Source organism: Candidatus Latescibacter sp. IFSED24 (assembly GCF_058273205.1).
In genome coordinates this window covers 3,706,928-3,719,401 of the sequence record NZ_CM177850.1, presented here as the reverse complement: position 1 = coordinate 3,719,401, position 12,474 = coordinate 3,706,928, and the positions used below count along the sequence as shown (strand labels likewise).

The following is a 12,474-nucleotide window of genomic DNA, read 5'->3' as shown; positions in this document are numbered from 1 at the left end:
CTCACTTGCCCACGCAGAAGCGCGCGAAGATGTCACCGAGCAGCCGTTCATTGAAGACGCGCCCGCTGATGGCGCCGAGATCCTGCAGCGCCGTCGCCAGCAGGGTGGCCACCACGTCCTCGCCTGCGTCCACCGCGTCGCGCACCGCGAGCAGGGCCTCGTGGCACGAGCGCAGGCGGTCCTGATGACGCTGGCTGAGCATCACCCCCTGGGCCGCCGCCGCCGCGATGCCGCCGGCGCGAGCCGTGCGCAGCAGCGTCTCGCGCAACTCGGCCACGCCGTGACCGGTCCGGCTCGAGGTGACCATCTCGGCCGGGACGGCAGGCGCGAGGTCGGCCTTGGTCACGACCCTCAGGACGGTGACGCCGGCTGGTGGCGGTGGCGAAAAGTCGACGTCCCGCGGGCCGCTGTCTGCCGGTTGCAGGGCAAGGACGATGTCGGCGCCGGCCAGGGCGGCCGCGGTGCGCGCGATGCCCTTGGCTTCCACCCCGGTGGCCTGGTCGCGCAGGCCGGCGGTGTCGTGCAGCACGAAGAGCAAGCCCTCCAGCTCCAGGGGCGCGGTGACCACGTCGCGCGTGGTGCCCGCCTCGGGGTCGACCAGCGCACGGTCCTCGCCCAGCAACGCATTGAAGAGTGAGCTCTTGCCGGCGTTCACCGGGCCGGTCAACACCACCTGCACGCCCTCGCGCAGACGGCGCCCTGCGGGTGCCAACTCGAGGAGCGACTCGATCCGCGCAACGGCCGCCGACAGGATCGCGTCGAGGTCTTGCGGGGTTGTCGGTCCCTCCTCCTCGGCGGCGAACTCCAGCGAGCCCTCGAGCTCGGCGAGGAGGGCCAGCAGCGGTTCCTCCACCGCCGCGATCTCCCGCTTCAGGCCGCCGCGCAACTGGGTCAGCGCGGCGCGCGCCGGCACGGCGTGCTCGGCCGCGATGAGATCGGCCACCGCCTCGGCCTGCGTCAGGGACAGCCGGCCGTTGAGGAAGGCCCGCCGCGTGAATTCGCCGGCCGCGGCGCTGCGGGCTCCGGCCTGGCAGCAGGCGGCGGCCACCTGGCGGGCGGGCATCAGGCCGCCGTGGCAGAAGAACTCGACGGTGTCTTCCCCGGTGTAGCTCGCCGGTGCGAGCAGCGGCAAGACGAGTGCCTGGTCGAGTTCGGCTGCATCCTGGTCTGGCCAGCGCACCACGGTCAAGCGGGCGCGATGGCTCTCCACCGGATCCGCCAGGGCTCCGGCGGGCACGAGGCGGCGGGCCACGGCGAGAGCGTCGCATCCGCTCAGTCGAACAGCGGCGAGGCCACCCTTGCCTTCCGGGGTGACCACCGCCACGATGGTTCCGGTATCCAGGATCGCCACCTCGACCTCCCGCAGCCTGGCCTCACGAACCCGTCCAATGTAAACCAGAGAGGGGGCCGTGTCAGTGACGGCCCCCTCTGCTCCGTGCGCGGCGCTGGCTCAGCCCTGGGGCCGCTCCTCCACCTCGCCACCCTCGGCCGCGGCGGCCAGGGGCTGGTCGTCCGATACCGGCTGGTCGTCCGATACCGGCCGTTCGTCTGTAACAGGCCGTTCGTCGGCAGCCGGAGCCTCCTCCGTCGCCGTCGGCACCTGCTCCGGACGGCAGACCACGACGTGCTTGCCCTCGCCCTCGGACTCGGTGTACGTCGTCAGGTCCTCCTCCACGTCCTCGATGTAGAGGTGCACCACCCGGCGCTCGCGTGCGCAGGCCGGCTCGAGATGAACCATCTCGCCGGTGTTGCGCGCCTCGGCCGCCGCGTTGCGTGCCCGTTCGGTGAGCTGGTCCTCCCGGCGCAACCGGTAGTTGTTGATGTCCAGGTTCATCCGAACCCGGTCGCCGGCCGTCTGGCTGGCCATCTTCTCCACCAGGTGTTCGATGGCGTCCACGGTAGCACCGTGACGCCCGATGAGCACGCCGGCGCTCCGATCGTCCACCACCACCTTCACCAGATGGTACTCGCCCTCGTTCACCTGCACGCGGCAGGGGAATCCGGATTTCACCATCAGGCTGGTGGCCACCTTCTGCAGGAAGTCGGCCAGCGGCTCGGCGTCGTCCGCGGTGAAGGGCTCCACCCGGTTGCGCGCCACCACGTCGGCAGCCAGAATGCCGCCCTGATTCTCGACCCGGGCAGCCGGCTGCTCCTCGGCGGGAGCGTTCTCGCGACGCGAAGGCCGCTCTTCCCTGGCCTCGGGCGCCGTCCTAGCCGGAATCTCGATGGCGGGGATGTCGATCTCCACCACGGGGGCCGCTTCGGCCTCGGGCGCCTTCACGGTCTCGGCCTCGGGCGCCTTCATGGTCTCGGTCTCGGGCGCCTTGCTCTGCTCGACCTGCTCGACCTGCTCGGCCTTGACCTCGGACTGCTGCTCCTCGGCGAAGACCTTGCCGTCACCCACGGGGTTGGCCACGGCGGCTTCCACCTCGGCGGCCGGCTTGCGGCGACGGCGCGGGCGGCGGCGGCGCGAGCGGCGCGAGCTCTCCTCGGAGCTGCTGTTCTCGTCGGTCTGACGCGGCCGCTCTTCGGTCTTCTCCCTGGCCTTCACTTCCTGGCCGCCGGACTGTTCGGTCTCGGGACGTCGGCGCCCTCGGCGACGGGAAGAATCGTCATCGTCCCGCTTTCGCGACCGCCGCTCGCCGCCGCGCTGGTTGCGACCGGACCGCGCTTCGGTCCGACCCTCATCGCGTGCCGGCTCGTCCTGCCGCCCACGGCCGCCGCGCCGGCGAGCCTGCTTCTTCTCGACTTTCACCACGGCCTGTCGACGTCCCACGCCCAGGAATCCCCCGCGGGCCTCCTGGATCACTGTGATGTCCACTTCTTCGCGTCGAAGGCCCATCCGCAGCAGGGCTTCACGGATGGCCTCGTCGACGGTCTTGCCTGTGCTTTCCAAGAATTCGCTCATGTTGTCTGCATTCCTCCGTCAGGAGTGGCCGTCTTGTGGATTCTCCAGGTCTGGTAGATGGTCATCAGGTTGTTGACCAACCAGTAGAGCACCAGACCGGACGGCATCTGGTAGAAGAAGAAGAGGAAGACGATCGGCATCATGGTGTTCATCATGGCCATCTGGCCGGCCGGCTGGCCGGTGGGGGTCATGCGGGTCTGGATCACCATGGTGGCGGTCATCAACAGTGGCAGCAGGTTGAAATCGGTCCAGCCGACCAGGGGCAAGGTGAACGGGAACGGAAAGAGGGCGTCCGGCTTGGACAGATCGTTGATCCACCAGACGAACGGCGTGTTCCGCAGGGCGATGGTGTGGGCCAGCGCCTGGTACAACGCCACGAAGACGGGCATCTGCAGGAGGAGGGGCAGGCAACCCGCCATGGGGTTGACCTTCTCCTTCTGGTAGAGCTCCATCATCGCCTTGCTCTGCTTCTCCTGGTTGTCCTTGTACTTCTCCTGGAGGGCTTTGATCTTCGGCTGCAGCAACTGCATCTTCTTCATGGACTGGGTGCTGGTCCGCGTCAATGGATAGAACATCAGCTTGGTCAGCACCGAGAAGAGAATGATGATCACCCCGTAATTCGGGATGAAACGGCGCATCTGGTCCATGACCCAGAGGGTCGCCTCGGTCAGCGGGCGGAACAGTGCCCAGCCGAGGTCCATGGTCCGGTCCAGACCGTTGCCGTAGGCCTTCAGGATATCGGAATCCTGCGGGCCGATGTACAGGGCCAGCCGGCTCGACGCGAAGGCGTCGCTACCGGATGTCCCGGATTCCAGCGGCAACTCCATGGCCCAGGTCTGTTGCAAGCGGGGCTGGTCACCCGAGAGGATGACCGTTCCCTGCACAGCCTGGCCCTCGCCCTGGAACGGCAGGCCGACGATGGTGAAGTACTTGTTCTGAACACCGGCGAAGACGACGTTGCCGCTGAAGGCGCCCTCGACCTTGTCGACGCTCTTCTGCAAGCCGCCGCGCTTCTTCAGCGTCAGCTCCTCACCCACCTTGGCGAAGGAACGGAACGCGGCCGTCTCCAGACGGTCGTTCCCTTCCGTGCTGGCGATACCCTGGGGCCAACCGAAGCGCACCTGCCGGGGCAATCCCAGCAGCGAGCGCGCCGTCGCGGCCTGCGGTCCGACGGCGGCGACGTCCAGGTCCAGCATGATCTCGTAGGAATCTGGGTTGAAGGTATAGGTCTTGCGAATCTCGAGGTCGCCCTCGGTGCGCAGCCGGAAGACCACGCTGCGGGCTTCCCCGGTCACGTCGAGCCGGGCCGGCGCGTCCGTCGTGAACAGCAGCCGGCCGAGCTCCAGATTGGCGGCGTTGAACGCCACCGCATCGAAGCCGTACGCCACGCCTTCCTCGTTCTGGGGAATCAACTCCACCGGGTGGCCGTCACGGTTGGTGAACTCCAGCCCCTGCCAGCTCGTGATGCGCGCGCCGCGACCGGCCAGGGCCACGTCATACAGCGGCGTGTGCACCGTGACGGTGACTTCGCCACCACTGGTGACGGGCCGCAGCATGGCCCCGGGACCGGTGTCGCCCGGAAGGGTCTCGACCGGTGGCGTCGAGGGCGCCCCGGTCGCCGGCAGGTCTTCGGTCACCGCTTCCTGCGGCTCGCCGGAGATCTCCTGTCCGGTGGCCGCGATCTCGGGCTGCGCGGCCGGCACCGGTGTCGAGGAACGATTGTTGGCCACCAGCAACTGATAGCCCGTGATGATCAGGAAGATGAGTACGAATGCGAGAATGGTACGACGATCCATCGTGGTCAGTCTCCGGTATGTTCGGGGACGGGATCAAGGCCGCCGGGGTGCCAGGGATGGCAGCGGAGGATCCGGAGTAGCGCCAGGCGGCTGCCCTGGATGAAACCGAAGCGGCGGAAGGATTCGGCGGCGTAGAGCGAGCAGGTCGGGTGGAAACGGCAAACCGCCGGCGTGTATGGCGAGATCCAGCGCCGGTAGATCATGATCAGGTTGTAGGGCAGCCGCCACATGTCACCACATCCGACTGCTCCTGCTCCTGGCTGGCCTGAATGGCGGGCGGAGCGTGGGATGCAGTCAACGACAGCGCCCGTCAGGTCTGCCATCGGGCTCGTCATCCCCGCGCACCGTCGGGCACGGTCGGACCGGTGCCCTGCGGGGGAGATTGCTCCAGCAGCCGTGCGAGTTCCGTGGTCACGTCCTGGATCCCGGCGTCGACGATCCTCGCCCGGGCCACGGTGACCACCCAGAGTCCTTCCCCGACAGGAGCGCCGGGAAGGTGCCGGCGGCGCAGGGCCGCGGCGGATCCGGGTCGCGACTCGATCTGACTGCGGAGCGCCTCGCGAAGCAGACGCTTGGCGCGATTGCGGGTGACGGCCTTGCCGACCTTGCGGCTAGCCACGACGGCCCGGGCAAGATCGTCACCGGGAAAAAGATAAAGCACAAGGAGGCGTCCAACTTGCTTGACGCCTTCCTCGTACACTTGACCAAATTCTCTTGCTCCGCTCAGGGCTCGCCATTGCTGGCGCTCCTGACCGCCGGGTCTCAAGCGGATAGCTGCTTGCGGCCCTTGGAGCGGCGGCGCTTCAGCACCAATCGGCCGGCCCGGGTGGACATCCGCTTCCGGAAGCCGTGCTTGTGGGCCCGCTTGATGTTGCTGGGTTGAAAAGTCCGCTTCACGGCTGACTCCTTCTTGACGTCATCATTGATTCAGCCGCAGAAGGTTAATGACGAGAAGACGTACTGTCAAGATTTTCCCGGACTTATCCTCAACCCAGACCGGGGCGCCAGAGGAGAGTACCGGTACCGCGCCGGCTCCCGCCAAAAGGTCCGCAAGCTAGGTTCGATCCGTATAATACGTGTCAACAGACGGTTACGAATAATGCAGGATCCGTCCTCGAAAATCTCCTTGCCGACCTCCAGGACCCGTGATAGGTTCCCCCCTCTTGATGATAACTTTGCCGGTGTGGAAATAAGTTATCCACCGTGATTTATAGATAGTGGATAACTTTAATTCCCTTACTTGATTTTATTTTAAGTTATTGTTTTTATTGTTTTTATGGTTTTTTTAGTTGGTTGATAACTGCTGTCGGTCGTGCTGACCCAAACCCGCTGGAGCCCCATTGGAAGCAGCCTCGATGGAACCTCTGGATAGCTACTGGCATGATATTCTCGGCCTGGTTCGCCGGATGGTTCAGCAGCAGACCTACGATACCTGGTTTCTACCCCTGGAACCCAGTCATGAGAACGGGGATTACAGGGTTTACGTACCAAACCATTTCTTCCTCGACTGGTTCAGCGAACATCACCTGCCGACCCTGAACGAGGCGGGCTCGCTTTACTTCGGGCGCCCCATCGACTTCGGACTCGAGGTCCACACCGGCACACCCGAGGCGGTGGAGGATCTGTTCCGTCCCCAGGCCGAACATTCCGTCAAGGCTCCGGCGGCCACCATCGAGGAGATCGGTCTCGATCCCGTGGAGACCGCGGCGCGGGCCAACCTCAATCCCGATTACACCTTCGACAGCTTCGTGGTCAGCGGCGGCACCGACCTGGCCTACGCCGCATCCACCGCCGTGGGCAACCAACCGGGCGAATTCTATAATCCGCTGTTCATCCACGGCGGCACCGGCCTGGGCAAGACCCACCTCATGCACGCCATCGGCAACGTGATCGCCCAACGCCAGCCCGGCGCCAAGATCTGCTACATCACGGCCGAACAGTTCATGAGCGACCTGGTCTTCAACATCCAGCAGAAGCGCATGCCCGAGTTCAAGCTCAAGTACCGCGGCATGGACGTGCTCCTGGTGGATGACGTGGCTTTCCTCTCGGGTAAGGAATCCACCCAGGACGAGTTCTTCCACACCTTCAACGCCCTGCACGACGCGCGCAAGCAGATCGTCCTGACCTCGGACCGTTCCCCGAAGGAGATCACCACCCTCGAGGAACGCCTGCGCTCGCGCTTCGAATGGGGACTGATCGTCGACATCCAGCCCCCGAACCTGGAAACGCGCATCGCGATCCTGCAGCGCAAGGTCGACATCCACAGCATCGGAATTCCCGACGACGTGATCCAGTACATCGCCGAGAACGTCACCGACAACATCCGTAAACTCGAGGGGGCGCTGGTACGACTGCTGGCGTTCGCCAGCCTGATGCGGCGTGATATCACCCTGGAACTGGCCTCTGAGGTTCTCTCCGCCTTTTTCCAGGGTCATCAGACCGGACCAGTGAAGATCGCCGATGTCATGGAGGTGGTCGCAGACTACCTCGATTTCACCGTCGATCAGCTCAAGTCCAAGCGACGCACCCAGGACCTGGCCCGGGCCCGTCAGGTGGCGATGCACCTCGCCCGCGAAATGACCGGCGCCTCCCTCAACCAAATCGGCCGCGCGTTCGGAGGTCGTGACCATTCCACGGTCTCCCACGCGTGCAACCTGGTGAAGAATCTATCCGAGAGCGATCCCCAGTTCCGGGGCCTGCTCAAGGACCTGACCGACAACGTGCGCCAGCGACAGTCCCGTTGATCCCCATCCATCCTCGACCGGACCCCGCCGGCTCGCACCCCGCCGGCGGGGTTTTTTCAGGCCTGGCATCGCCCACCCGCGGCGATTTCGCTGGGGATAACCTGTGGTCGGCCGGGGGAATTACTCCGGGGATAAAGAGCCTCGCAAGGGGGACAGCCGGAGCGGTCCGGATAACCACCTCCTTGTCCACGACGTTACCCACCGATCATCCCAGGTCTCGACGCACGAAAACCCGCGCCCTGTCTGGCGAGATCGACTTATCCCCACTATCCCCAGCCTCTAGTACGGGTACAACCTTGGTTACCAATAAGAGTGAAGAAGAAGTCAGAGGTGCCCGCCAAGGAGCTTGATAGGTCTGGAGCGATCGCCTATCATACCGCCCTATCCAGCCACCAACCTCAAGTCCTTCGGAGGACCCGATCGTGAAGTTCGAGATCCAGCAAGAGGCCCTGCAGAAGTCCCTGGATGTGGTGGCCGGAGTGGTGCCCGCCAAGACGACCCTGCCGATCCTGACCAGCATCCTGGTCGAGGCCAGCGACGAAGGCCTCATCTTCTCGGCCACCAACCTGGACATCTCGATCGTCACGCGGACCGACCAGGTGGAGGTGAAGGAGACCGGCAAGGCGGCGGTCCGCGCCGCCAATCTCGTGAGCTTCGTGCGCAGCCTCGCTCCGGGGTTGATCTCCGTGGCGGTCAGCGGGGGCAACCTGACCCTGCGGGCGGGCAAGGCCTCGCTCCAGGAAGCCTGCATGAACCCCGAGGAATATCCCAGCCTGCCCGAGACCGTGGAGGGCGAGGGTCTGGCCGTCTCCGGCGACATCCTCACCGCCATGATCGCCGAGACCAGCTACTCGGTGTCGCGTGACGAGACCCGTCCCGCGCTCATGGGCATCCTCTGGGAAGTGAGCAGCGAGGGCCTGACCATGGTGGCCACCGACGCTCATCGCCTCGCGCGCAGCCGGCGCACCCTGGACTGGTCCTGCTCCGAGGAACGCAGCATGATCGTCGACACCGCCGGCCTGCGACACCTGCCTCGCCTGACGGCCCAGATCGATGCCGGCGAATCGGTGGAAGTCTTCCTCGGCGAGAACCAGCTCAGCTTCCGGGTGGGCCGGTCCGTGCTGCACACGCGCTTGCTCGAGGGTCCCTTCCCCGACTACAACGCGGTCCTACCCAAGGGCAACGACAAGCTGGTGACCATCGACCGCGAGACCCTGGCCCAGGCCATCCGCCGCGTCGCCATCACCGCCGACCGCATCACCAGCCAGATCCGCCTCGGCCTGGAAGCCGAGCGGCTCGAGCTGAGCGCCCGCGGATCCGACGGCAGCCGTACCGAAGACGAGATCGCCGTGGCCTACAGCGGCGAGGCCCTGGAGATCGGCTTCAACTACAGCTACCTGCTGGACATCCTCAAGAACATGAAGTCCGATTCGATCCAGCTGAGCCTGCGCGACGGACAGAGTGCGGCGCTGGTCGCACCGGCCAACGAGGATGGCGAGGCCGACGCGAGCCTGCTCTGCCTGTTGATGCCGTTGCGTCTGGCCGGCGACTAGAGCGCCTTGCAGATCCAGAAGGCGCGCCTGAGCGGCTTCCGTAACCTGGTCGACAGCGAGCTGGCCTTCTCGCCGGGTGTGAACCTGCTGCGGGGTCGTAACGGCCAGGGCAAGACCAACGTCCTCGAAGCCCTCAATTTCCTGGCTCTCGGCCGCTCGCATCGCGGCGCGCGCAGCGAGGACCTCATCGCCTTCGATCGCGACCACCTGCATGTCCACCTCGAGCTGCTCGATGACGACGAGAACCGCGGCACTGGCGAGTACGGGCTCGATCGCAGCGGTGGCCGGCGCCTGCGCCTCGACGGCCAGCTCGTCCAGCGGCGGGTGGATCTGGTGGGTCATCTGCCCACGGTCTTCTTCTGGCCGGAGAGCATCGACCTGGTGCGCGGCGGGCCCGATCTCCGCCGCCGCTTCGCCGATCAGGGCCTTTCCGGGCTGGATCCGGCCTACCTCGCCGCACTGGCCGCCTTCCAGCGCGCCCTGCGCCAGAAGGCCAGGCTGTTGAAGGATATCCGCCGCGGATTCCGGTCCCAAGCCGAGGCCAGGGACGAACTCGCAGCCTGGAATCGCGACCTGGCCGCCAACGCCGTGCCCGTGATCCGGGGACGTCAGGCCTGGGCCAGCGAACTGGAGCCCCAGGCCGCCGCCGGCTACGGTGAGTTGACCTCGACCCGGAGGCCCCTCGGCTTCCGCTATCGACCCCGGCTGAAGTGCGCGGTCGATTGGGTCGAGAAAGACCTCCCCGATATGGAATTGGCGCGGGATATTCTGGCCGAAATTGATTATATTGGGCCGGATGAATTACGGCGCGGCAGACCGCTCACCGGGCCCCAGCTCGATGATTTCGAGGTCACGCTCGGGGAACTGGATCTGCGTGCCTTCGGTTCCCAGGGCGAGACGCGGACCGCCGCCATATCGCTGATCCTGGCCCAGAGCGAGGTGGTCTTCCAGCGGCGGCGGGTGCGCCCCGTGCTATTCCTCGACGACATCTTCAGCGAACTCGATCGCGAACGGACGCGACGACTCCAGCACCGGTGCGCCAGGAACCACCAGATCTTCATCGCCACCGCCCGCGACGACGACGTGGAAGGCTGGAATCCGGACACGCTGCGTCAGTGGCGGGTCGAGGGCGGAGAGCTGACAGAGATTCCATGAGCCAGAGGGACCGCAAAGAGGGACCCGTCCGGCTCGACCGGATCCTGGACGGGGTCCTGTCGGAGTGCGGACTCAGTGATCGCCTGGCCGAGCGCACCTTGCTCGAGGTCTGGCCGGCCATCGTCGGCGAACGCCTGGCGAGGCACGTACGCGCCGTGGACCTGCGCGAGGGGGTCCTCCTGCTCGCCGCCGATCACGGCGCCTGGCGCCAGGAGGTCACCCTCCTGCTGCCGCAGATTCACGCGGCGTGCAACGAGCGTTTCGGCGCCGGCACGGTGAGCGAGATCCGGTGGGCACGATCGTGGACACGGGGTCCACGATCTGACAACGAAGCATGACGGAGCCAGTACCAGCATGAACGCTGCCGAAGGTTCGAAGCAATACACAGCGCAGGGAATCCAGGTGCTCAAGGGCCTGGAAGCCGTGCGCAAGCGCCCGGCCATGTACATCGGCGACACCGGGGTGCGGGGTCTCCACCACCTGGTCTACGAGGTGGTGGACAACTCCATCGACGAGGCCATGGGCGGCTACTGCGACCGCATCGAGGTGGTCATCAAACCCGGCGACGCCATCGAGGTTTCCGACAACGGTCGCGGCATCCCGGTGGACCTCCACAAGACCGAGGGCAAGCCCGCCCTCGAGGTGGTGATGACCAGCCTGCACGCCGGCGGCAAGTTCGACAAGGGCAGCTACAAGGTCTCGGGCGGCCTGCACGGCGTGGGTGTCAGCTGCGTGAACGCGCTCTCCAGGACCATGATCTCCACCGTGTACCGCGACCGCAAGATCTACCGTCAGACCTTCGAGCGGGGCATTCCCGTCAGCGGGGTGGAAGTGATCGGCGAGAGCGACTCGGATCGGACCGGCACCGTCCAGTGGTTCCAGCCCGATGAGGAGATCTTCCCCGAGACCGTCTACGACTTCGACACCCTCCGCTCGCGGATGCGCGAACTGGCCTTCCTCAACAAGGGCATCTCCATCTCGCTGCGTGACGAGCGGGGTGAGAAGCCGCGCGAGGAATCGTTCCATTACGAGGGCGGGATCGTGGAGTTCGTGGCCTGGCTCAACGAGGGCCGGCACACGGTGTGCGACGAGACCGTGTATTTCGAGGGCGAGAAGGAAGGCGTGCAGATCGAGATCGCGCTGAACTACAACGACAGCTACGCAGAGAATCTCTACACCTTCGCCAACAACATCCACACCCACGAGGGCGGCACGCATCTATCCGGGTTCCGCGCCGGCCTCACCCGAACGCTCAACGTCTACGCCCAGGCGCAGAACCTCCTCAAGAAGGATCTGAAGGCGCTCTCGGGCGACGATGTGCGCGAGGGCCTGACCGCCATCATCTCGGTGAAGATCCCCGAGCCCCAGTTCGAGGGACAGACCAAGACCAAGCTGGGCAACACCGAGGTCAAGGGCCAGGTGGAGCAACTGGTCAACGCCACCCTGCTCACCTACCTCGAGGAGCACCCGCGCGAGGCCAAGGCCATCATCAACAAGTGCGTGTCGGCGGCGCAGAGCCGCGAGGCCGCCCGCCGCGCCCGCGACCTGGTGCGCCGCAAGAGCAGCCTCGACTCGGGCTCGCTGCCCGGCAAGCTGGCCGACTGCTCGAGCCGCGATCCCTCCGAGTGCGAACTCTACCTCGTGGAGGGCGACTCGGCGGGCGGGTCGGCCAAGCAGGGACGCGACCGGCGCTTCCAGGCGATCCTGCCGCTCAAGGGCAAGATCCTCAACGTGGAGAAGGCCCGCCTCGACAAGATGCTGGGCAACGACGAGATCCGGACGATCATCACCGCCCTGGGCACCGGGGTCGGCGCCGGCATCTTCGACCTCGAGAAGCTGCGCTACCACAAGATCATCATCATGACCGACGCCGACGTCGACGGCAGTCACATCGCGACCCTGATCCTGACCCTGTTCTTCCGCCAGTTTCGCGAGATCATCGAGCAGGGCCACATGTACATCGCCCAGCCGCCGCTCTACCGCGTCAAGAAGGGCAAGACCGAGATCTATGCCCACAGCGATGCGGAGAAGGACGACCTGGTGGAGAAATTCGGCGGTGACCGCGGAGTCTACGTCCAGCGCTACAAGGGTCTGGGCGAGATGAATCCCGATCAGCTCTGGGAAACCACCATGGATCCGGACTCGCGCACCTTGACGCGGGTCCAGCTGGAGGACGCCGCCAGCGCCGACCAGATCTTCCGCATCCTCATGGGCGACGAGGTCGAGCCGCGCCGCCGCTTCATCGAGGAGAGCGCTGGCAGCGTGAGCCTCGCGGATCTGGACATCTAGCAGCACGAACGAGGGAACGACGTGACAGA

At 65.8% G+C, this 12,474-nt stretch carries 11 protein-coding genes; 5 read left to right on the top strand and 6 right to left on the bottom strand.

Annotated elements, in window-relative coordinates; genetic code table 11:
• Nucleotide 1: 1 nt before the first annotated feature.
• From mnmE to rpmH, 6 genes are all read right to left on the bottom strand, one after another.
• Nucleotides 2–1,351 (bottom strand): tRNA uridine-5-carboxymethylaminomethyl(34) synthesis GTPase MnmE, encoded by a 1,350-nt coding sequence (mnmE, locus tag IFSED24_RS15055; protein ID WP_491332295.1) that lies wholly within the window; start codon nt 1,349–1,351, stop codon nt 2–4.
• A 99-nt stretch (nt 1,352–1,450) separates the two neighbouring features.
• Nucleotides 1,451–2,908 carry a Jag family protein gene (locus IFSED24_RS15050; protein WP_491332294.1) on the bottom strand — a complete coding sequence of 486 codons (1,458 nt, stop codon included), beginning with the start codon at nt 2,906–2,908 and terminating at the stop codon, nt 1,451–1,453.
• Entirely contained in the window at nt 2,905–4,704 is a 1,800-nt protein-coding gene (gene yidC / locus IFSED24_RS15045) for a membrane protein insertase YidC (protein ID WP_491332293.1), read from the bottom strand. The genes IFSED24_RS15050 and yidC overlap by 4 nt, the downstream gene beginning before the upstream one ends.
• A gap of 5 nt (nt 4,705–4,709) precedes the next feature.
• Nucleotides 4,710–4,934: a membrane protein insertion efficiency factor YidD gene (yidD, locus tag IFSED24_RS15040; RefSeq protein ID WP_491332292.1), complete on the bottom strand. Its 225-nt coding sequence runs from the start codon at nt 4,932–4,934 to the stop codon at nt 4,710–4,712.
• Between the two features lie 101 nt (nt 4,935–5,035).
• Entirely contained in the window at nt 5,036–5,470 is a 435-nt protein-coding gene (locus tag IFSED24_RS15035) for a ribonuclease P protein component (protein ID WP_491332291.1), read from the bottom strand.
• Entirely contained in the window at nt 5,467–5,601 is a 135-nt protein-coding gene (gene rpmH / locus IFSED24_RS15030; protein WP_491332290.1) for a 50S ribosomal protein L34, read from the bottom strand. The genes IFSED24_RS15035 and rpmH overlap by 4 nt, the downstream gene beginning before the upstream one ends.
• Before the next feature lie 458 nt (nt 5,602–6,059).
• On the opposite strand from rpmH, the gene dnaA reads away from it, so the two are divergent.
• The 5 genes from dnaA (at nt 6,060) to gyrB (ending at nt 12,445) form a co-directional block, all read left to right on the top strand.
• A complete protein-coding gene (gene dnaA / locus IFSED24_RS15025) occupies nt 6,060–7,448 on the top strand; it encodes a chromosomal replication initiator protein DnaA (protein WP_491332289.1) in 1,389 nt (462 codons plus the stop codon).
• Nucleotides 7,449–7,870: 422 nt separating this feature from the next.
• The gene (dnaN, locus tag IFSED24_RS15020) at nt 7,871–9,001 is read left to right on the top strand and encodes a DNA polymerase III subunit beta (protein WP_491332288.1); all 1,131 of its coding nucleotides are present in this window, start codon (nt 7,871–7,873) and stop codon (nt 8,999–9,001) included.
• 6 nt (nt 9,002–9,007) lie between these two features.
• Nucleotides 9,008–10,156, top strand: coding sequence for a DNA replication/repair protein RecF (recF, locus tag IFSED24_RS15015; protein ID WP_491332287.1), 1,149 nt, complete (start codon nt 9,008–9,010; stop codon nt 10,154–10,156).
• Nucleotides 10,153–10,494 carry a DciA family protein gene (locus IFSED24_RS15010; protein WP_491332286.1) on the top strand — a complete coding sequence of 114 codons (342 nt, stop codon included), beginning with the start codon at nt 10,153–10,155 and terminating at the stop codon, nt 10,492–10,494. The genes recF and IFSED24_RS15010 overlap by 4 nt, the downstream gene beginning before the upstream one ends.
• A gap of 16 nt (nt 10,495–10,510) precedes the next feature.
• Nucleotides 10,511–12,445: a DNA topoisomerase (ATP-hydrolyzing) subunit B gene (gyrB, locus tag IFSED24_RS15005; protein ID WP_491332285.1), complete on the top strand. Its 1,935-nt coding sequence runs from the start codon at nt 10,511–10,513 to the stop codon at nt 12,443–12,445.
• Nucleotides 12,446–12,474: the final 29 nt, after the last annotated feature.